Source organism: Streptomyces sp. Y7, assembly GCF_043195415.1.
Classification (GTDB): Bacteria; Actinomycetota; Actinomycetes; order Streptomycetales; family Streptomycetaceae; genus Streptomyces.
In genome coordinates this window covers 1148876-1170334 of the sequence record NZ_JBIDDQ010000002.1, presented here as the reverse complement: position 1 = coordinate 1170334, position 21459 = coordinate 1148876, and the positions used below count along the sequence as shown (strand labels likewise).

Annotated in this window: 15 protein-coding genes; 13 read left to right on the top strand and 2 right to left on the bottom strand. The window is 70.9% G+C overall.

Features of this window, described 5'->3' with window-relative positions; genetic code table 11:
- Nucleotides 1-42: 42 nt before the first annotated feature.
- Genes betA through ACGFW6_RS10825 form a run of 3 tightly spaced genes read left to right on the top strand, consistent with a single transcriptional unit; the run spans nt 43 to nt 3408 of the window.
- A complete protein-coding gene (betA, locus tag ACGFW6_RS10835) occupies nt 43-1716 on the top strand; it encodes a choline dehydrogenase (protein WP_393506837.1) in 1674 nt (557 codons plus the stop codon).
- Entirely contained in the window at nt 1717-2553 is an 837-nt protein-coding gene (locus ACGFW6_RS10830; protein WP_393506835.1) for a 5,10-methylenetetrahydrofolate reductase, read from the top strand.
- 12 nt (nt 2554-2565) lie between these two features.
- On the top strand, nt 2566-3408 hold the full coding sequence (locus ACGFW6_RS10825; protein WP_393506834.1) for an alpha/beta fold hydrolase: 843 nt from the start codon (nt 2566-2568) through the stop codon (nt 3406-3408).
- 72 nt (nt 3409-3480) lie between these two features.
- Here ACGFW6_RS10825 and purU read toward each other — a convergent pair whose 3' ends face one another.
- Nucleotides 3481-4353 carry a formyltetrahydrofolate deformylase gene (gene purU / locus ACGFW6_RS10820; RefSeq protein WP_393506832.1) on the bottom strand — a complete coding sequence of 291 codons (873 nt, stop codon included), beginning with the start codon at nt 4351-4353 and terminating at the stop codon, nt 3481-3483.
- Nucleotides 4354-4572: 219 nt separating this feature from the next.
- Here purU and ACGFW6_RS10815 point away from each other — a divergent pair, with 219 nt between their 5' ends.
- From ACGFW6_RS10815 to ACGFW6_RS10775, 9 genes are all read left to right on the top strand, one after another.
- Nucleotides 4573-6042: an aldehyde dehydrogenase family protein gene (locus ACGFW6_RS10815; RefSeq protein WP_393506830.1), complete on the top strand. Its 1470-nt coding sequence runs from the start codon at nt 4573-4575 to the stop codon at nt 6040-6042.
- Nucleotides 6043-6062: 20 nt separating this feature from the next.
- On the top strand, nt 6063-7148 hold the full coding sequence (locus ACGFW6_RS10810) for a glycine betaine/L-proline ABC transporter ATP-binding protein (RefSeq protein ID WP_393506828.1): 1086 nt from the start codon (nt 6063-6065) through the stop codon (nt 7146-7148).
- Nucleotides 7148-9151: an ABC transporter permease gene (locus ACGFW6_RS10805; RefSeq protein ID WP_393506826.1), complete on the top strand. Its 2004-nt coding sequence runs from the start codon at nt 7148-7150 to the stop codon at nt 9149-9151. The genes ACGFW6_RS10810 and ACGFW6_RS10805 overlap by 1 nt, the downstream gene beginning before the upstream one ends.
- A 13-nt stretch (nt 9152-9164) precedes the next feature.
- On the top strand, nt 9165-10133 hold the full coding sequence (locus ACGFW6_RS10800) for an ABC transporter substrate-binding protein (protein ID WP_393506824.1): 969 nt from the start codon (nt 9165-9167) through the stop codon (nt 10131-10133).
- A 180-nt stretch (nt 10134-10313) separates the two neighbouring features.
- Nucleotides 10314-12752, top strand: coding sequence for an FAD-dependent oxidoreductase (locus ACGFW6_RS10795; protein WP_393506822.1), 2439 nt, complete (start codon nt 10314-10316; stop codon nt 12750-12752).
- Nucleotides 12753-12898: 146 nt separating this feature from the next.
- Nucleotides 12899-13759 carry a bifunctional methylenetetrahydrofolate dehydrogenase/methenyltetrahydrofolate cyclohydrolase gene (locus ACGFW6_RS10790; protein ID WP_393506821.1) on the top strand — a complete coding sequence of 287 codons (861 nt, stop codon included), beginning with the start codon at nt 12899-12901 and terminating at the stop codon, nt 13757-13759.
- Nucleotides 13760-13790: 31 nt separating this feature from the next.
- Complete coding sequence (locus ACGFW6_RS10785) at nt 13791-15023, top strand: sarcosine oxidase subunit beta family protein (RefSeq protein ID WP_393506819.1); 1233 nt, start codon at nt 13791-13793, stop codon at nt 15021-15023.
- Nucleotides 15024-15051: 28 nt separating this feature from the next.
- Nucleotides 15052-18327 (top strand): sarcosine oxidase subunit alpha family protein, encoded by a 3276-nt coding sequence (locus ACGFW6_RS10780; protein ID WP_393506817.1) that lies wholly within the window; start codon nt 15052-15054, stop codon nt 18325-18327.
- A complete protein-coding gene (locus ACGFW6_RS10775) occupies nt 18320-18922 on the top strand; it encodes a sarcosine oxidase subunit gamma (RefSeq protein WP_393506816.1) in 603 nt (200 codons plus the stop codon). The genes ACGFW6_RS10780 and ACGFW6_RS10775 overlap by 8 nt, the downstream gene beginning before the upstream one ends.
- A gap of 75 nt (nt 18923-18997) precedes the next feature.
- On the opposite strand, the gene ACGFW6_RS10770 is transcribed toward ACGFW6_RS10775, so the two are convergent.
- Nucleotides 18998-19795: an IclR family transcriptional regulator gene (locus tag ACGFW6_RS10770; RefSeq protein ID WP_393506814.1), complete on the bottom strand. Its 798-nt coding sequence runs from the start codon at nt 19793-19795 to the stop codon at nt 18998-19000.
- Nucleotides 19796-20180: 385 nt separating this feature from the next.
- Between ACGFW6_RS10770 and glyA the strand changes: the two genes are divergently transcribed.
- Nucleotides 20181-21443 (top strand): serine hydroxymethyltransferase, encoded by a 1263-nt coding sequence (gene glyA / locus ACGFW6_RS10765; protein ID WP_393506812.1) that lies wholly within the window; start codon nt 20181-20183, stop codon nt 21441-21443.
- The last annotated feature ends 16 nt before the right edge of the window (nt 21444-21459 follow it).

The following is a 21459-nucleotide window of genomic DNA, read 5'->3' as shown; positions in this document are numbered from 1 at the left end:
AGCATGCCTCGCGTATCGAAGACGCGAGCGAGACGAGGCACCATGGCTTCCCTGCAATACGACTTCGTCATCGTCGGTGGCGGTTCGGCCGGCAGCGCACTGGCGAACCGGCTCTCGGCGGACCCCGCGAACCGCGTGCTGGTGCTGGAGGCGGGCCGGTCGGACTACCCGTGGGACGTCTTCATCCATATGCCCGCGGCGCTGACCTACCCGATCGGCAGCCGGTTCTACGACTGGAAGTACGAGTCCGAGCCCGAGCCGCACATGGGCGGCCGGCGCGTCTACCACGCCCGCGGCAAGGTGCTGGGCGGCTCCAGCAGCATCAACGGCATGATCTTCCAGCGCGGCAATCCCATGGACTACGAGCGCTGGGCGGCCGACCCGGGCATGGAGAGCTGGGACTACGCGCACTGCCTGCCGTACTTCCGGCGGATGGAGAACTGTCTGGCCGCCGACCCCGACGACGAGTTCCGCGGCCACGACGGCCCCCTCGTGCTCGAACGCGGCCCCGCGACCAACCCCCTCTTCGGCGCCTTCCTCAAGGCCACCGAGGAAGCGGGCTACGCCCCCACGGACGACGTCAACGGCTACCGGCAGGAGGGCTTCGCCAAGTTCGACCGCAACGTCCACCGCGGACGCCGGCTGTCGGCCTCGAAGGCGTACCTCAAGCCGGCCATGAAGCGGCCGAACCTCACCGTCAGGACCCGCGCCCTCGTCACCCGCGTCCTGTTCGAGGGCAAGCGGGCCGTCGGCGTGGAGTACACCCGCGGCCGGGGCGCGCCCCAGCAGGTGCGCGCCAAGGAGGTCATCCTGTGCGGCGGCGCCATCAACTCCCCGCAGCTGCTCCAGCTCTCCGGCGTCGGCAACGCCGCCGAACTGCGCGCCCTCGGCATCGACGTCGTCCACGACCTGCCGGGCGTCGGCGAGAACATGCAGGACCATCTGGAGGTCTACGTCCAGTACGCCTGCACACAGCCCGTGTCCATGCAGCCGTACATGGCGAAGTGGCGCGCCCCCTTCATCGGCCTGCAGTGGCTGTTCAGGAAGGGCCCGGCCGCCACCAACCACTTCGAGGCCGGAGGCTTCGCCCGCAGCAACGAGGACGTGGACTACCCCAACCTGATGTTCCACTTCCTGCCCGTCGCGGTCCGCTACGACGGCTCCTCGCCCGCGGGAGGCCACGGATACCAGGTGCACGTCGGACCCATGTACTCCGACGCCCTCGGCTCGGTGAAGATCAGGAGCAAGGACCCGCGTGAGCACCCGGCGCTGCGGTTCAACTACCTCTCCACCGAGCAGGACCGCCGCGAATGGGTCGAGGCCATCCGGGTGGCCCGCAGGCTCCTCGACCAGCCCGCGCTCGCCCCCTACAACGGCGGCGAGGTCTCGCCCGGCAAGCAGGTGGAGAGCGACGAGGAGATCCTCGCCTGGGTGGCGAAGGAGGGCGAGACCGCCCTGCACCCGTCCTGCACCTGCAAGATGGGCACCGACGGGATGGCCGTCGTCGACCCCGGCAGCATGCGCGTGCACGGCCTGGACGGACTGCGTGTCGTGGACGCCTCCGTCATGCCGTACGTCACCAACGGCAACATCTACGCCCCGGTGATGATGGTCGCCGAGAAGGCTGCCGACCTGATCCTCGGCAAGGAGCCGCTCGCGCCGTCGAAGGCCGCGTACTACCGCCACCGCGACGCCCAGAAGCAGACGGAGCGCTAGTTGGCCGCCGCGGGACTCCGGGCGCTGCTGAAGAGCGTCCGCTACGAAGTGCTGCCCGCGAGGGCGACCGAGGACAAGATCCTCGCCCATGTGCCGCGCGACGTCGTCGTCACCGTGACGGCGTCGCCGGTCAAGGGCCTGGAACCCACCCTCGACCTCGCCGGACGCCTCGCCACGCACGGTTACCGGGTGGTCCCGCACGTCCCGGCGCGGCTGCTGCGGGACGACCTGCACCTGAAGGAGGTCGCGGGGCGGCTGCGGGAGGTCGGCGTCGACGACGTCTTCGTGCCCGCGGGGGACGCCGACCCGCCCGCCGGGTCCTACGGGGGCGCCCTGCCGGTGCTGCGCAGACTGACCGAGCTCGGCGGGCCCTTCACCCGCGTCGGCGTCACCGGCTACCCGGAGAGCCATCCCCTCATCCACGACGACGTCACCGTCCAGGCCATGTGGGACAAGCGCGAGCACGCCACGTACCTCGTGAGCAACCTCTGCTTCGATCCGCGGGTGCTGGGCGAGTGGATCGGCCGCATACGGCACCGGGGCATCGCCCTGCCGCTGCACGTGGGGGTGGCCGGGCCGGTGCAGCGGGCGAAGCTGCTGGCGATGGCCACGAAGATCGGGGTGGGGGAGTCGACACGCTTCCTGACCAGGCACCCCTCCTGGTTCCTGCGGTTCGCGACGCCGGGTGGGTATGCACCGGAGAGGCTCCTGACCCGCGCCGGGGGAGCACTGACCGCTCCCTCGGCGCGAGTGGCGGGCCTGCACCTGTTCACCTTCAACCAGATCGCCGAGACCGAGCGATGGCGCCGCGCCCTGCTGGACCGCCTCGGCGACTGAACCAGGAGAGGCATGGCGGCCGACACCGACTGGCATCTGACCCGCACCTTCACCAGCACCTCCGGTGACGTCCGCTGGGACCGGCTGGGCCCGTCCGGCGGGCCCCCGGTCGTCCTGCTGCACGGCACCCCCTTCTCCTCGTACGTCTGGCGGGCCGTCGCCCGGTCGCTCGCCCGCGCGTACGAGGTCCACGTCTGGGACATGCCCGGCTACGGAAGCTCCGAGAAGGCCGAGGGCCAGGACGTGTCCCTGGCCGCCCAGGGCCGCGTCTTCGGCGAACTGCTGGCCCACTGGGAGCTCGCGGAGCCGCTGGTGGTCGCCCACGACTTCGGCGGCGCCGTCGCCCTGCGGGCCCATCTGCTGCACGCCGCCCGCTACCGGGCCCTCGCCCTCGTCGATCCGGTCGCCCTGGCCCCCTGGGGCTCCCCGTTCTTCCGGCTCGTCCGTGAGCACGCCGACGTCTTCGAGCGGCTGCCGGCCGCGCTGCACGGCGCCCTGGTGCGCGAGTACGTCGCCTCCGCCAGCAGCCCCGGTCTGCGCCCGGACGTCCTCGACCGGCTCGTCGCACCCTGGCTGGACGACACCGGCCAGGCCGCCTTCTACCGGCAGATCGCCCAGGCGGACCAGCGCCACACCGACGAGATCCAGGGCCGCTACGGGGCGATCGGCATTCCCACGCTGGTCTGCTGGGGCGAGGACGACACGTGGATCCCGGTCGCGAAGGGACACGAGCTCGCCGCCGCCGTTCCGGGCGCGGTCCTCGAACCGATCGCCGGCGCGGGACACCTGGTCCAGGAGGACGCCCCCGCGCAGCTCACGGCCGCCCTGCTCGCCTTCCTCCAGCGGCAGCGGTGAACGCGGGGGCCGTATACGACGAAGGCGGGACCAAAGATCCCGGTCCCGCCTCGCGGCCGCTGCCGATGTCGCTCAGCGGAAGACCACCGTGCGGTTGCCGTCCACCATCACCCGGCTCTCGCTGTGCCACTTCACCGCGTGCGCGAGCACCTGTGCCTCCACGTCCCGCCCGACCGTGACCAGCTCGCCGGGGTCGAGCGAGTGGTCCACACGCACCACGTCCTGCTCGATGATCTGGCCCTCGTCCAGATCCGGGGTCACATAGTGCGCCGTCGCGCCGACCAGCTTCACCCCGCGTGTGTACGCCTGCTCGTAGGGGCGGGCGCCCTTGAAGCTGGGGAGGAAGGAGTGGTGGATGTTGATGGCGCGGCCCTCCAGTTGCTTGCACAGGTCGTCGGAGAGGATCTGCATGTAGCGGGCCAGCACCACCAGGTCGACGTCCAGTTCGCGCACCAGCTCCAGCAGCCGGGCCTCGGCCTCGGGCTTGGTGTCCCTGGTGACCGGGACGTGGTGGAAGGGGATGCCGTACGTCTCGGCGAGCCCCTCGAAGTCGCGGTGGTTGGAGACGATGGCCGGGATCTCGATGTTGAGGGCGCCGGTGCGCCGGCGGAAGAGGAGGTCGTTGAGGCAGTGGCCGAACCTGGACACCATGATCAGGGTCCGGGTCGGGGTGGCGGCGTCGGTCAGGGTCCAGGTGATGCCGTGGGCCTGCGCGACGGGACCGAACCGGTAACGAAGGTTCTCCAGGCCGGCGTTCGGATCCGAGACGTCGAAATGGACCCTCATGAAGAAGCGGTTCTGAAGTCGGTCGTCGAACTGCTGGCTTTCCAGGATGTTTCCGGAGTTCCTGACGAGAAAGCCGCTCACGGCGTGGACCAGTCCGGCGCTGTCGGGGCAGGAGAGAGTGAGGACGTACTCACGGCCAGGTTGCGGTCGAGGGGACATGTGCGGCCTCCGTCGGTGCGCATTGCACAACATGGTGAGCGATACGCAACATGGTCGGCTCGTGACCCCTCCCGGTCAAGGGTGGTGAGGGCAAGTGATCGCATGGCCAAATCGTCATCGGCGAACCCCTTGACGACCGTCTGGACATTCGCCAGGGTGTTCCACCACAAGCAATCGGGTGCATGATGCGCAACGAATTTCTGTCGAAAGGCTCGGCGCGTGGCAGACCTGTACGTGGATGGCGCATGGCGGGAACCGGTCGCCGGTGGACACCGGGAGATCCGATGCCCCGCTGACGGCACGCTCGCGGCGACCGTCTCCGAAGCCACCCGCCCCGACACCGAGGCCGCGATCGCCGCCGCCCGCCGCGCCTTCGACGCGGGGCACTGGCCGAACACCCCCGAACGGGAGCGCGGCGCCCTGCTGCTGCGCACCGCCGACATCCTCGAACGCGACGCCAAGGACTTCGCCCGCGCCGAGTCCCTGGACACCGGCAAGCGGCTGGTGGAGAGCGAGTACGACATCGCCGACGTCGTCTCCTGTCTGCGCCACTACGGCGGCCTCGGCGGCACCGACGCCGGGCGGGTGATCGACACCGGCCGGGACGACGCCGTGAGCCGCGTCGTCCACGAGCCCGTCGGTGTGTGCGGGCTGATCACACCCTGGAACTACCCTCTGCTGCAAGCCAGTTGGAAGGTCGCCCCGGCGCTGCTGGCCGGCAACACCATCGTCCTCAAGCCCAGCGAGCTCACCCCCTCCACGTCCGTCCTGCTGATGAGGGCACTGGAGGAGGCCGGGATCCCGGCCGGCGTCGCCAATCTCGTCCTCGGCGCGGGACCCGAGGCCGGCGCACCCCTGTCCGAGGACCCCAGAGTCGACATGGTCTCCTTCACCGGCGGCCTCGACACCGGCCGTCGCATCATGGCCACCGCCGCGGCGACCGTGAAGAAGGTCGCGCTGGAACTCGGCGGCAAGAACCCCAACGTGGTCTTCGCCGACGCCGACTTCGACACCGCCGTCGACTTCGCCCTCACCGCCGTCTTCCTGCACTCGGGACAGGTCTGCTCGGCCGGCGCCCGGCTGATCGTCGAGGACTCCCTGCACGACCGCTTCGTGGACGAAGTCGTGCGCCGGGCCCGGCAGATCCGCCTCGGCGGCCCCTTCGACCCCGACGCCGAGACCGGGCCGCTGATCTCCGCGCAGCACCGCGAGAAGGTCGAGGCGTACGTCGCCGCGGGGCTCGCCGAGGGCGCCGTGCTGCGCTGCGGCGGCGCGCGTCCCGACGACCCCGCGCTGGCCGACGGCCACTACTACCTGCCCACCGTGCTCGACGAGTGCCGGCAGGACATGCGGGTGGTGCACGAGGAGTCCTTCGGACCCGTGCTCACCGTGGAGCGCTTCACCGACGAGGACGACGCCGTACGCATCGCCAACGACACCGAGTACGGACTCGCCGGAGCCGTCTGGACCCAGGACGCCGGCCGGGCCCAGCGGGTCGCCCGGCGGCTGCGCCACGGCACGGTGTGGATCAACGACTACCACCCCTACGTGCCGCAGGCGGAATGGGGTGGCTTCGGGCACTCGGGCGTGGGCCGGGAGCTGGGCCCGACCGGCCTGAACGAGTACCGAGAGCCCAAGCACATCTGGCAGAACATCCAACCCCGGCCGCAGCACTGGTTCCGCGGCTGAACGCCGAAATGAGGTCGAACGTGACCACTCAGACCGAGGTGCCGCAGCGGCGCGGCACGCCCCAGGACTCGGGCTCCACCCCGGTCATCTCCGTGCGCAGGCTGTGGAAGGTGTTCGGGCCGAAGGCCGACCAGGTGCCGGACTCCGAGGAGTTGTGCGGTCTCACCCGCCGCGAACTCATGGACCGCACCGGATGCACCGCCGCCGTACGGGACGTCCACTTCGACGTCTCGCCCGGCGAGGTCTTCGTCGTCATGGGTCTGTCGGGCTCCGGCAAGTCCACCCTGGTGCGCTGTCTCACCCGGCTGATCGAACCCACCGCGGGCGAGGTCGTCTTCGAGGGCGAGGACATCCGCCAGGCCGACGCCGCACGTCTGCGCGACCTGCGGCGCCGCAAGTTCTCCATGGTCTTCCAGCACTTCGGTCTGCTGCCCCACCGCCGCGTCGTCGAGAACGTGGCGTTCGGTCTGGAGATCCGCGGCATGAGCAAGGCCGAGCGCACCCGGCGCGCCCAGGAGGTCGTCGAACTGGTCGGCCTCGCGGGCTACGAGAACTCCTACCCCGACCAGCTCTCCGGCGGCATGCAGCAACGCGTCGGCCTGGCCCGGGCGTTGGCCGGCGACCCCGATGTCCTCTTCTTCGACGAACCGTTCTCGGCACTCGACCCACTGATCCGCCGTGACATGCAGAACGAGGTCATCCGGCTGCACCACGAGGTCGGCAAGACCATGGTGTTCATCACCCACGACCTCTCCGAGGCCCTCAAGCTGGGCGACCGCATCCTCATCATGCGTGACGGCAAGATGGTCCAGTGCGGCACCGGCGACGAACTCGTCGGCGCCCCGGCGGACGACTACGTCCGCGAGTTCGTCAAGGACGTCCCGCGCGGCGACGTGCTGACCCTGCGCTGGATCATGCGACCGCCGGCGGACGGTGACGCCCTGGACGGCCCCGAGCTGGGCCCGGACGTCGTGGTGAAGGAGGCCACCCGGGCGGTGCTCGCCGCCGACAAGCCGGTCAAGGTCGTCGAGAACGGCAAGCTGCTCGGCATCGTGGGCGACGAGGAGATCCTCGCGGTCGTCGCCGGCACGGAAGGCGCCGCGTGATGACCGTCGCGATGGAGAAACCGGCGACGACAGCTCCCGCCGAGGAGCCCCCCGCCTCCGCCCGGACCGGACGCAGGGTCAGCCGGTCCATGGTGGTCGGCGCGATCCTCCTCGTCTGGCTGGTGCTCTTCGCCGTCCTGCGCGGAAAGCACACCCTGACCCTCGCGGCGGCCGACCTCACCGATCTGCACCGGTGGTTCAACGACGTCAACGACTCGATCGGCGCGAACCGCAACTCCAACCCGCTCTTCCTGTACTTCTTCAACGAGATCCGCCTCGTCATCGACTCCCTGGTCACCTTCGTGCAGGAGCTGATCTCGCAGCCGGGCGCCGGGCGCCCCGTCCCGCAGATCGGCTGGCTCGGTGTCGTCGGCATCGCCGGCTACGTCTCCTGGGCCGTGGGCAACTGGCGGGTCGCGCTGCTGGCGGTGGCCGGTTTCACCTTCCTCGGGCTGCAGGGCCTGTGGCAGGAGAGCATGGACACCCTCGCGCTGACCGTCTCCGCCGTCCTCGTGGCGCTGCTGTTCGCGATCCCGCTGGGCATCTGGGCAGGACTGTCCGACCGGTTCAACCGGATCATGACGCCGTTCCTGGACTTCATGCAGACGATGCCGACCTTCGTCTACCTGGCCCCGCTGACCTTGTTCTTCCTCATCGGCCCGGCCTCCGCCACCATCGCCACGCTCATCTACGCGGCGCCGCCCGCGATCCGGATCACCGCGCACGCCATCCGTTCCGTGCCGACGACCACGGTCGAGGCGGCCGACTCGCTGGGCGCCACCCGTCGGCAGGCGCTGACCAAGGTGCTGCTGCCGATGTCCAAGCGGACCGTGGTCATGGGCGTCAACCAGACCATCATGGCCGCCCTCGCCATGGTGACCATCGCCGCCCTCATCGACGCGCCCGGCCTCGGCAAGACCGTCGTCCAGGCACTGCAGTCGCTCGACGTCGGCACCGCCTTCAACGCCGGTCTCGCGATCGTCGTCATGGCCATCGTCCTCGACCGCGTCACGACCGCGGCGAGCGGCCGCGAGGAGGCGGCACGGCGTTCGAAGAACCGTTTCCTGGCCTGGCGGCGCCCGCTGCTCGGCGCGGGCGCCGTCGTCGCCGCGGTCCTCGTCTACCTCTCGCACACCTATGTGTGGGCGGCGGAGTTCCCCGGCGAGGGCGACATGGGCAGCGCCATCTCCAGCGGCGCGGACAGCGTGACCACCTGGGCGCAGGACAACCTGTCCGGTCTGACCAACGCCTTCCGCGACGCCCTCACCAACGGCCTGCTCAACCCGTTCCAGACGCTGCTCACCGACTCCCCGTGGTGGCTCGTCGGGGCGGCGCTGATCGCGCTCGCCGTCGTCCTCGGGGGATGGCGCGCCGGCATCACGACGGCCGTGTGCGTGGGTCTGCTCGTCGGCACCGGGGTGTGGTCCGACAGCATGACGACGCTCGCGTCGACGGTCGTCGCCACGGTGCTGGTGATGCTGCTCGGCATCGGCTTCGGCGTGTGGATGGGCCGCAGCGCCCTCGTCGACCGGCTGCTGCGGCCGAGCCTGGACGCGGCACAGGTCATGCCGCCGTTCGTCTATCTCGTGCCGTTCCTGGCGCTGTTCGGCGCGACCCGCTTCACGGCGATCGTCGCCGCCGTCGTCTACGCGGCACCCGTCGCCATGAAGATCATCGCCGACGGTGTCCGCAACGTGCCCGCCACCACCGTGGAGGCGGCCACCTCCGCCGGGTGCAACACCTGGCAGATCATCACCAAGGTCCAGCTGCCGATGGCGCGCAGCGCCCTGACGCTCGCGACCAACCAGGGGCTGATCTACGTCCTGTCCATGGTCGTGGTGGGCGGCCTGGTGGGCGCGGGCGCCCTCGGCTACGACGTCGTGGCCGGCTTCTCGCAGGGCCAGCTGTACGGGAAGGGGCTCGCCGCGGGGCTCGCCATCGTCCTTCTCGGCGTCATGTTCGACCGGATCACTCAGGCAGCGGCTCGCCGCACCAGCGCATAAGGAGCACCACACCATGGCAAGACACTGGCGAGCCGGCGCGGCCGGACTGGCCGTCCTCGGCCTCACTCTCACCGCCTGCGGCGGTGCGAAGGTCGGCGACGACTCCGCGGGGTCCGGCGGCTCGGGCGACTCCGGCAAGTGCGGCACCTTCAACCTCGCGGTCAACCCGTGGGTGGGCTACGAGGCCAACGCGGCGGTCGTGGCGTACGTCGCGGAACACGACCTCGGCTGCAAGGTCACCTCCAAGGACCTGAAGGAGGAGATCGCCTGGCAGGGCTTCGGGACGGGCGAGGTCGACGCCGTCATCGAGAACTGGGGCCACGACGACCTGAAGAAGAAGTACATCACCGACCAGAAGACGGCCCTGGAGGCCGGCCCGACCGGCAACAAGGGGCTCATCGGCTGGTACGTGCCGCCGTGGCTGGCCAAGGAGCACCCCGACATCACCGACTGGAACAACCTCGACAAGTACGCGGCCGAGTTCAAGACCTCCGAGTCGGGCGGCAAGGGCCAGCTGCTCGACGGCGACCCGTCGTTCGTCACCAACGACGAGGCGCTGGTGAAGAATCTGAAACTGGACTTCAAGGTGGTCTACGCGGGCAGTGAGACCGCCCTCATCCAGGCTTTCCGCAAGGCGGAGAAGAACAAGGAATGGGTGATCGGCTACTTCTACGAGCCGCAGTGGTTCATGTCCGAGGTGCCGCTCGTCAAGGTCAAGCTGCCCGAGTACAAGGACGGTTGCGACGCCGACGCGGAGAAGGTCGACTGCGACTACCCCGTGTACGAACTGGACAAGATCGTCAGCGCCAGGTTCGCCAAGTCCGGCAGCCCCGCCTATGACCTGGTGAAGAACTTCAGCTGGACCAACGAGGACCAGAACGTCGTGGCCAAGTACATCGCCGTGGACAAGATGACTCCCGAGGCGGCGGCGAAGAAGTGGGTCGAGGCCAACCGGGACAAGGTGGAGGCCTGGATCAAGTAGCCCCTTCGCAATGCCCGGTGGGTGGTGCGCGCGGACGCGCGCCACCCACCGGGCATTGCCGTTTTCCGGGCCGTTCCACGACGTCAGCGGACCTCTTGACACCCACCTGCACGGCAGGCACATTGAGTTGCGCAACCTGAGTCACGTTGCGCAGAAAGCAACTCAACCGGAGGTGCGGCGATGGCGGGACCCCGAGTGGTCATCATCGGAGCGGGAGTCGTCGGTGCGGCGCTCGCGGACGAGATCTCCGCGCGAGGCTGGACCGAGGTGACCGTGGTCGACCAGGGTCCGCTGCCCGCCACGGGGGGCTCCAGCTCGCACGCCCCGGGCCTGGTCTTCCAGACGAACTCCTCCAAGACCATGACCGAACTGGCCCGCTACACCGTCGAGAAGTTCTGCTCCCTCGACGTCGACGGCAAGCCCTGCTTCCTCCAGGTCGGCGGCCTCGAAGTGGCCACCACCCCCGAGCGCCTGACGGAACTGCACCGCCGCCACGGCTGGATCACCGCCTGGGGCATCGAGTCCCGGCTCCTGACCCCCGACGAGTGCGTCGAGCAGCACCCCCTCGTCGACCGCGACAAGGTCCTCGGCGGCCTCCTCGTCCCGACCGACGGCCTCGCCAAGGCGGTCCTCGCCGTCGAGGCGCAGATCCGCCGGGCCACCGAGCGCGGCGTGACGTTCCTCGCCCGCCACGAGGTGCTCGACGTCCTCCGGGCCGACGGCGAGGTGACGGGCGTCCGCACCGACCAGGGCGACCTGGAAGCCGACATCGTCGTGTGCTGCGCCGGAATCTGGGGCCCCAGGATCGCCCGCATGGCCGGCATGAACCTCCCGCTGACGCCGCTCGCCCACCAGCTCGCCTGGACCGGCCCCGTCCCGGCCCTCGCCGGCCAGACGGAGGAGGCCGTCCGCCCGATCCTGCGCCACCAGGACGCCGACCTCTACTACCGCGACCGCTTCGACGGCATCGGCATCGGCTCCTACGGCCACCGTCCGATGCCCATCACGGCCGACGAGATCCTCTCCGTGGACGAGGCTGACGCGATGCCGTCCGTCCTGAAGTTCACCGAGGAGGACTTCGAGCCCGCTTGGGCCGAGACCCAGTCCCTCCTCCCAGCGACCCGCGAGGCGAAGGTCGAGGAGGGCATCAACGGCCTGTTCTCCTTCACCACCGACAACTTCCCGCTCCTCGGGGAGTCCCCGGACGTCAAGGGCTTCTGGGTCGCCGAGGCCGTCTGGGTCACCCACTCCGCGGGCGTCGGCCGGGCGATGGCCGAGTGGCTGGTCGACGGCCACTGCTCGTCCTTCGACCTGCACGAGTGCGACGTCAACCGCTTCGAGCCGCACCAGCTGTCCCCGGAGTACGTCCTGGCCCGCGACTGCCGGAACTTCGTCGAGGTCTACGACATCCTCCACCCCCTGCAGCCCACCGGCGACCCGCGCCCGATCCGCACCAGCCCCTTCCACCCCCGGCAGCAGGAGCACGGAGCCTTCTTCCTGGAGGCGAACGGCTGGGAGCGCCCGCACTGGTACGAGGCCAACGCCGGGCTGGTCGAGGGCCGCAGCATCCCGACCCCCAACGACTGGGCCGCCCGGTTCTGGTCGCCCATCGTCGGCGCCGAGGCCCAGGCCACCCGTGAGACCGTCGCCCTCTACGACATGACCGCCCTCAAGCGCCTGGAGGTGAGCGGTCCCGGCTCCGCCGAGTTCCTGGAGCGGCTGTGCACCGGCAAGGTCGCCAAGTCCGTCGGCTCGGTCACGTACACACTCCTGCTGGACCACGACGGCGGCATCCGCAGCGACGTCACCGTCGCCCGCCTGGGCCGCGACCTCTTCCAGGTCGGCGCCAACGGCAACCTCGACCTCGACTGGTTCACCCGCCACCTCCCCGCCGACGGCACGGTCCAGGCCCGTGACATCACGCCGGGCACCTGCTGCGTCGGCCTGTGGGGGCCGCTGGCCCGCAAGGTCCTCCAGCCCCTGACGGACGAGGACTTCACCAACGACGGCCTGAAGTACTTCCGCGCCAAGCGGGCCCACATCGGCAGCGTCCCGGTGACGGCGATGCGCCTGAGCTACGTCGGTGAACTCGGCTGGGAGCTCTACACCACCGCCGACCAGGGCCTGAAGCTGTGGGACACCCTCTGGCGGGCCGCGGAGCCCCTCGGCGGCGTCATCGCCGGCCGCGGCGCCTTCAACAGCCTCCGCCTGGAGAAGGGCTACCGCTCCTTCGGCACCGACATGACCTACGAGCACGACCCCTTCGAGGCCGGCGTCGGCTTCGCCGTCAAGCTCGACAAGGGCGACTTCATCGGCAAGGCGGCGCTGGAACGCCGCAAGGCCGACGTGCGGCGCAGGCTGACCTGCCTCACCATCGACGACCCGTGGTCGGTCGTGATGGGCAAGGAACCGGTCTACGACGGCGAACGGGCGGTCGGGTACGTCACGAGCGCCGCGTACGGCTACACCATCGGCAAGGGGATCGCCTACGCGTGGCTGCCGACGGAACTCGCCGTTCCCGGAACGGGCGTCCAGATCGGCTATTTCGACCGGCGCGTGGAGGCGGTCGTCGCGGAGGAGCCGTTGTTCGATCCGACGATGTCCCGCCTTCGTGGCTGAGCGCCGCGAGCGAGTTGCCGCGACGGGTCGCCGTTCGTCCGCGGTCTCGTCGTGGTTGATCGCGCCCCGCGGCGGAGCCGCATATCGATACAGCCCCGCGCCCCTTGAGGGCGTTCCACCGCAGCCTCGTCGGAAGGTGCTACCCGGTGACCGCACATCTCCTTGACGGCAAGGCCACCGCCGCCGCCATCCGTGGTGAACTCGCCGAACGCGTGGCCAAGTCGACCGCCACCGGCGGACGACCGCCCGGACTCGGCACCGTCCTCGTCGGGGACGACCCCGGCAGCCACGCCTACGTCGGCGGCAAGCACCGCGACTGCGCACAGGTCGGCATCGCCTCCATCCGCCGCGACCTGCCCGCCGGCGCCTCGCAGCGGCAGGTCGAGGACACGATCGACGAACTCAACGCCTATCCGGACTGCACCGGCTACATCGTCCAACTGCCGCTCCCCGCCCATCTGGACGCGGGCGCCGTACTGGAACGCATGGACCCGGCCAAGGACGCCGACGGCCTGCACCCCGTCAACCTCGGCCGCCTCGTCCTGGGCGAGGAGGCGCCGCTGCCGTGCACCCCGCGCGGCATCGTCGAACTCCTGCGCCGCCACGAGGTGCCGATCGCCGGAGCGCGGGTGTGCGTGATCGGCCGGGGCATCACCGTCGGCCGACCCCTCGGACTGCTGCTGACCCGCCGCTCCGAGAACGCCACGGTCACCCTGTGCCACACGGGCACCAAGGGCCTCGCCTGGCATGTACGTGAGGCGGACATCGTCGTCGCCGCCGCCGGCTCGCCCGGACTGATCACCGCCGACATGCTCCGCCCGGGCGCGGCCGTCCTGGACGTCGGCATCACCCGCACCGACAGCGGCCTGGTCGGCGACATCCATCCGGGCGCGCACCAGGTCGCCGGGTGGGTCGCACCGATGCCCGGCGGCGTCGGACCCATGACCCGGGCGATGCTGCTCACCAACGTCGTCGAGGCCGCCGAGAGGAACGCGAACCCCGTATGAACCTGTCCCTTCCCGCGGACGGAGCCCTCCGATGAGCCCCCGCACCCCCGGCGCCGACCTCCCCGAGCACCCCGACTTCCTGTGGCGCAACCCCGAGCCCAGGCGGTCCTACGACGTCGTCGTGGTGGGCGGCGGCGGACACGGCCTGGCCACCGCCCACTACCTCGCCAGAAACCACGGCATAACCAAGGTCGCCGTGCTGGAGAAGGGCTGGCTCGCGGGCGGCAACATGGCCCGCAACACCACGATCATCCGCTCCAACTACCTGTGGGACGAGAGCGCCGGCATCTACGAGCACGCCCTCAAGCTGTGGGAGGGACTGGCGGAGGAACTCGACTACCCGATCCTCTTCTCGCAGCGCGGTGTGCTCAACCTGGCGCACAGCCTCCAGGACGTCCGCGACAGCGTGCGCCGCGTCGAGGCCAACCGGCTCAACGGCGTGGACGCGGAGTGGCTGGACGCCGACGGCGTCAAGGAAGTCTGCCCGATCGTCAACATCTCCCCGGACGTGCGCTATCCGGTCCTCGGCGCCACCTACCAGCCCCGCGCGGGCATCGCCAAGCACGACCACGTCGCCTGGGGCCTGGCCCGCTCGGCCGACGCGGCGGGCATCGACATCATCCAGAACTGCGAGGTCACCGGCCTGGACGTGGTCGGCGGCCGGGTCGTCGGCGTGCGGACGAACCTGGGCCCCATCGCGGCCGGCAAGGTGGCGCTGTGCTCGGCGGGCCACACCTCCGTCCTCGCCGCGATGGCCGGCATCGAACTCCCGCTCCAGAGCCACCCGTTGCAGGCCCTGGTCTCGGAGCTCCTGGAGCCGATCCACCCCACGGTGGTGATGTCCAACGCGGTCCACGTGTACGTGAGCCAGGCCCACAAGGGCGAACTGGTGATGGGCGCCGGCATCGACGCGTACAACTCCTACACCCAGCGCGGCGCCTTCCACATCATCGAGGAGCAGATGTCGGCGGCCCTGGAGCTCTTCCCGGCCTTCGCCCGCGCCCACGTCCTGCGCACCTGGGGCGGCATCGTCGACGTCAGCCCCGACGCCTCACCGATCATCGGCCTCACCCCCGTCGACAACCTCTATCTCAACTGCGGCTGGGGGACGGGCGGTTTCAAGGCCACTCCGGGCGTCGGCTGGGTCTACGCCCACACCATCGCCCACGACAGCCCGCACGCGCTGAACGCCCCCTTCTCGCTCGACCGTTTCACCACCGGCGCGCTCGTCGACGAGCACGGCGCGGCCGCGGTGGCCCACTAGGACCACTGGAAAACCAGGGAGCCGATCCATGCTGCTCATCCCCTGCCCGTGGTGCGGGCCCCGCGACGAGGCCGAGTTCCACTACGGCGGCCAGGCCCATGTGCCGTACCCGCAGGACCCCGCGACCCTCACCGACGAGGAGTGGGCCCGGTACCTCTTCTTCCGCGACAACACCAAGGGCCCCTTCGCCGAACGCTGGAGCCACGCGTCGGGCTGCCGCCGCTGGTTCAACGCGGTACGGGACACGTCGACGAACGAGATCCTGACGGTGTACAGGACGGGAGAGGAACGCCCGGTCACCCCTGAACCATGCGCTGCCCATTCAGCCCGTCCGGCGACAGTCGAGCCGAGGCCACCTCTGTCAGCCCGTCCGGCGTTTGAGGACGAGGCCGTTCAGGCCGAAGCGGGGTCCGGGGGCGCAGCCCCTGGCGGGGTGGAAGGGGCGGAGCCCCTTCAGGACGGGACGGGTAGGGGCGGCGGGGGCGACTCCCCCTTCCGGCACCCCACCCGCGGCCGAATCCACCGCGACGAACCCCTCACCTTCACCTTCGACGGCACCGAACACCAAGGCTTCCGAGGCGACACCCTCGCCTCCGCCCTCCTCGCCGGCGGCGTGATCCAGGCAGGCACCAGCATCAAACTCGGCCGCCCCCGGGGCATCTTCTCCGCCGGCGTCGAGGAACCCAACGCGGTCGTCCAGATCGAGGAACCCTTCCCGGAGCCCATGCTCCCCGCGACGACCGTTGAGCTGTACGACGGCCTGGTCGCGAGCAGCGTCCCCGGCCAGGGCCGCCTCGCCACCGACCCGGACCCGGCCCGCTACGACGCCGTGCACGCCCACTGCGACCTGCTGATCGTGGGCGCGGGCCCGGCCGGCCTCGCGGCGGCGGCCGCCGCAGCCCGCAGCGGCGCCCGCGTCATCCTCGCCGACGACCAACCGGAGCCCGGCGGCAGCCTGCTGGGCACCGGCGAACACCTCGACTGGGTGGAGGAGGTCACCGGCCGGCTCGCCGCCGCCCCCGAGGTCCGCGTTCTGTCCCGCACCACCGTCTTCGGCCACTACGACGACAACCACCTCCTCGCCGTCGAACGCCGTACCAACCATCTCGGCGCCGATGCCCCCGAGCACGTCGCCCGCGAACGCCTCTGGCGTATCCGGGCCCGCCGGGTCGTCCTGGCCACCGGCGCCCACGAGCGCTCGCTCGCGTTCGCCGACAACGACCGCCCCGGAGTGATGCTGGCCGCCTCAGCCCGTACCTATCTCAACCGGTACGGCGTCCTGCCCGGCCGGCACGCGGTCGTCTTCACGACCAACGACACCGCCTACGCGGCGGCCCTGGACCTCGCCGCGGCGGGCCTCTCCGTCACGGCCGTCGTCGACACCCGTCCCGAACCGGGGGAGTGGGCCGAGCGCGCGAGGGCCGCCGGCATCGAGGTGCTAGCCGGTCACGCCGTCACCGGCACCGCGGGTGAGGCACGCCTCAGCGCAGTGACCGTCGCCCCGTTCGGAGAGTCCGTGGGACAGCGGGAGTTCGCCGCCGACCTGCTGCTGGTCTCCGGCGGCTGGAACCCGGTGGTGCATCTGTTCAGCCACTCCGGCGGCAAGCTCCGGTACGACGAGGCGCTCGGCTTCTTCGTGCCCGACAGCGGCCGGCAGGCGGTCGAGGTCGCGGGCGCGGCGAGCGGCACGACGGACCTGGCCGCGGTCCTGGCGCAGGGCGCGGCGGCCGGCGCCCGCGCCGTCGAGGCCGAGGGGTACACGCCCGCCGCGCCCCGTCTGCCGGCGCCGGTCGCGCAGCCGCGACGCACGCCTCCCCAGCACGTGTACGTCGTGCCGGGTGACACGGACGCCCCCCGTTTCGTCGACCTCCAACGCGACGTCACCGTCGACGACCTGGCCCGCGCGACCGGCGCCGGCCTGCGCTCCGTCGAGCACACCAAGCGCTACACCACGGCCGGCACCGCCAACGACCAGGGCAAGACCTCCGGTGTCCTGGCCGGCGGCGTCGTCGCCGAACTGCTCGGCGTGGACATCTCCGGCCTCGGCACGACCACGTTCCGGCCGCCCTACGTCCCGGTCTCGTTCGCCGCCCTCGCCGGCCGCGACCGCGGCGCCCTCAGCGACCCGGTCCGCACGACCGCCCTCCACGCGTGGCACGTCGCGCACGGCGCCCTGTTCGAGAACGTCGGCCAGTGGAAGCGCCCCTGGTACTACCCCCGGGACGGCGAGTCCATGGAGACCGCCATGCTGCGCGAGTGCCGGGCGACCCGCGAGAGCGTCGGCTTCATGGACGCCTCCACCCTCGGCAAGATCGACGTGCAGGGCCCGGACGCGGCCGTCCTCCTCGACCGGCTCTACACCAACATGATGAGCACCCTGAAGGTCGGCATGATCCGCTACGGCGTCATGTGCCGCCCCGACGGCATGGTCTTCGACGACGGCACCGTCATCCGCGTCGCACAGGACCGCTTCCTCGTCACCACGACGACGGGCAACGCGGCCGCCGTGCTGGACTGGATGGAGGAGTGGCACCAGACCGAGTGGCCCGACCTGAAGGTCCACTGCACCTCCGTCACCGAGCAGTGGGCCACGGTCGCCCTGGTCGGTCCGAAGTCCCGCGAGGTGCTCGGCGCGCTGGCGCCCGAACTGGCCGTCGCCAACGACGACTTCCCGTTCATGGCCTGGCGCGGGACGACGGTCGCCGGCATCGCCGCCCGGGTCTGCCGGATCAGCTTCTCCGGCGAACTCGCCTACGAGATCAACGTGTCACCGTGGCAGGCCCTCGCCCTGTGGGAGGCCGTGTACGAGGCCGGCGCCCCGTACGGCATCACCCCTTACGGCACGGAGACCATGCACGTCCTGCGTGCCGAGAAGGGCTATCCGATCATCGGTCAGGACACCGACGGCACCGTCACGCCCCAGGACCTCGGCATGAGCTGGGTGGTGTCGAAGAAGAAGCCCGACTTCGTCGGCAAGCGCTCCCACGCCCGCGCCGACACCTCCCGCCCCGATCGCAAGCACCTGGTCGGCCTCCTGCCCGAGGACCCGGGCACCTTCCTCCCGGAGGGCACCCACCTGATCGCCGACGGTGTCCTGCCTACCCCGCCGGTCCCCATGCTCGGCCACGTCACCTCCAGCTACCGCAGCGCGGCGCTCGGCCGGACCTTCGCGCTCGCCCTGATCAAGGGCGGCCGCGACCGCATCGGCGAGCGCCTCATGGCCCCCGTGGGCGACCGCCTGGTGCCCGTGACCGTCGCAAGTCCCGTCCTCTACGACCCCGAGGGAGCCCGCCGCGATGGCTGACCACGCCCTGACCGTCCCGCTCCGCAGCCCCCTGTCGCAGTTCGCGGACCGCCTGGCCGCGGCGACCCGCACCTGCGGGGGTGCGCTCCGACTGGCCGAACTCCCCTTCCTCACCCAGGTCAACCTCCGTCTCGACGCCAAGGGAGCGGCGGCCGAGGCGGTCGGACTGGCGCTGGACCTGGCCCTTCCCCTGCAGCCGAACAGTGTGGTGCGCGCGGGCGAGCTGACCGCGCTGTGGCTCGGCCCGGACGAATGGCTGCTCGTCGGGCCGCCGGGCCGGGAGCGGGATCTGGAGAGCCGGATCCGGGAGGCGGCGGGTGACGAGCCCGTCTCGGTCACCGACGTCTCCGCGCAGCGCACCACCCTGCTCGTGAGCGGACCCCGGGCCCATGACCTGCTGGCCCACGGCTGTCCACTGGACCTGCATCCGCGAGCGTTCGGCACGGGACGCTGCGCCCAGACGACCCTGGGCCGCACACAGGTCGTCCTGGTCGCCCGCGACGAACCCCGGGCCGGTTTCTGGGTGCTGGTCCGTTCGTCGTTCGCGGGCTATCTGGCGGAATGGCTCCTCGACGCGGCGACGGAGTACGCCTGAGCGAAGCGGACGGGAGCCCCAGGTACGGGGACGCCGGGTCACGTGATGCCCCGCCGGGGCGGGGCGGGAGGGGGCTCAGCCGAGGTGGCCCATGCGGTGGCTGATCTCCTCCGCGCCCTTGACCAGCACCGGCGCGAGCGTGTGAAGGCGTTCCTCGGTGAGGCGGTACGCGGGGCCCGAGGCGCTGAGGGCGGCGACGACCTCACCGTCGCGCGCCCGGATCGGCGCCGCCACGGCGTGCAACCCGATCTCCAGTTCCTCCAGGGTCACCGCGTACCCGCGCTCCCGCGCCTCGGCGAGGTCCTTCTCCAGTCTCGTCCTCGCGGTCAGGGTGCGCGGGGTGAGCTTCCGCAGCCCCGACGCCGCGAGCACCTCGGCGCGCCCCTCCGGCGTCAGATGGGCCAGCAGGATCTTGCCGCTGGACGTGGCGTGAACCGGCGTGAGCTGGCCGACCCAGTTGTGGGTGCCGACCGCTCCCGGCCCGCGTACCTGATACAGGTTGACGGCGTAATGTTCCTGGAGGACGGCGATGTTGACGGTCTCGCCGATCTCCTCACTGAGCCGCTCGCACACCGGCCGGCCCTGCTGGGTGACGTCGAGACGGCCGGTCACCGCCCCCGCCAGACGCACGATGCCGAAGCCCAGCCGGTACTTGCCGCGCTCGGCCGACTGCTCGACCAGCCCACGTGCCTCGAGCGCCCCGAGCAGACGGAACGCGGTCGACTTGTGGACGTCGATCTCGGCGGCCACCTCACTGACACCCGCCTCGCCCCGCCGGGCGAGGATCTCCAGGACGCTGACGGCACGGTCGACGGACTGCACGCCGTTCGCCGCAGGAGCCGTTGTTGCGTCCTCTGCCGCGTAGTTTCTCATGGCGCAACTATACGCGGCCGCTTCCGCGGATCCCGGGGAACCTCGGAACGTGACGACGAGGCCATCGGTCACGGCCGGATCCGGCTGCTCGCATGCTCGCACGGCCCGCGACGCCCGGGGAAGACGCCTGTGCGGTTCCCTTCGCGCCCCGGCGTCTCCGGCAAAGGGGCATCGCCCGGCGCACTCGCGCGGCACATCCCTTGACAACGCCTCGACTCGGCCAACAGCATGTTGCACATAGCGAGTTCCGTTGTGCCATCCGAGACAGAGCGTGATTGCGCTTCCTCTTCGTGAACGCCGGGCGCGGGCCCGGCCGGCGGCCCCGACGCAGCCCGCGCCGCCCCCTGAACGCCGCTCACTGCGCCCACACCCAAGGAGAGCGCCGATGACCCTGTTCGACCAACCGCTGCATGAGCTGGACCCGGCGATCGCCGCGGCGCTGGACGCCGAGCTGGAGCGTCAGCAGTCGACGCTGGAGATGATCGCGTCGGAGAACTTCGCTCCGGTCGCGGTCATGGAGGCGCAGGGCTCGGTCGCCACGAACAAGTACGCCGAGGGCTACCCGGGCCGGCGCTACTACGGCGGCTGTGAGCACGTCGATGTCGCCGAGCAGATCGCGATCGACCGGGTCAAGGAGCTGTTCGGCGCCGAGTACGCCAACGTGCAGCCGCACTCGGGTGCCTCCGCCAACCAGGCGGCGCTGTTCGCGATCGCCCAGCCCGGCGACACCATCCTGGGCCTGGACCTCGCGCACGGCGGGCACCTCACCCACGGCATGCGACTGAACTTCTCCGGCAAGCAGTTCAACGTGGTCGCCTACCACGTCGAGAGCGACACCGGCCTGGTCGACATGGCCGAGGTCGAGCGCCTGGCCAAGGAGCACCGCCCCAAGGTGATCATCGCCGGCTGGTCGGCGTATCCGCGGCAGCTGGACTTCGCCGCGTTCCGGCGGATCGCCGACGAGGTCGGCGCCTACCTGTGGGTCGACATGGCGCACTTCGCCGGCCTGGTCGCGGCGGGCCTGCACCCCAACCCGGTCCCGCACGCCGACGTGGTCACCTCCACCACCCACAAGACCCTCGGCGGCCCGCGCGGCGGCATCATCCTGGCCCGCAGCAAGGAGTTCGCCAAGAAGCTGAACTCCTCGGTCTTCCCCGGCTTCCAGGGCGGCCCGCTGGAGCACGTGATCGCCGCGAAGGCGGTCTCCTTCAAGGTCGCCGCCTCCGAGGAGTTCAAGGAGCGCCAGCAGCGCACCATCGACGGCGCCCGCATCCTGGCGGAGCGGCTGACCGCGCCGGACGCCCGCGAGGCGGGGGTGAACGTGCTCACCGGCGGCACCGACGTGCACCTGATCCTGGTCGACCTGCGCGCCTCCGAGCTCGACGGGCAGCAGGCCGAGGACCGCCTCCACGAGGTCGGCATCACCGTCAACCGCAACGCCGTGCCCGACGACCCGCGCCCGCCGATGGTCACCTCCGGCCTGCGCATCGGCACCCCGGCCCTGGCCACCCGCGGCTTCACCGCGGAGGACTTCACCGAGGTCGCCGACGTCATCGCCGAAACCCTGAAGCCGGTCTACGACGCCGACGCGCTCAAGGCCCGGGTCAAGGCACTCACCGACAAGCACCCGCTCTACCCCGGCCTGTGACGGACGACCTCACGCG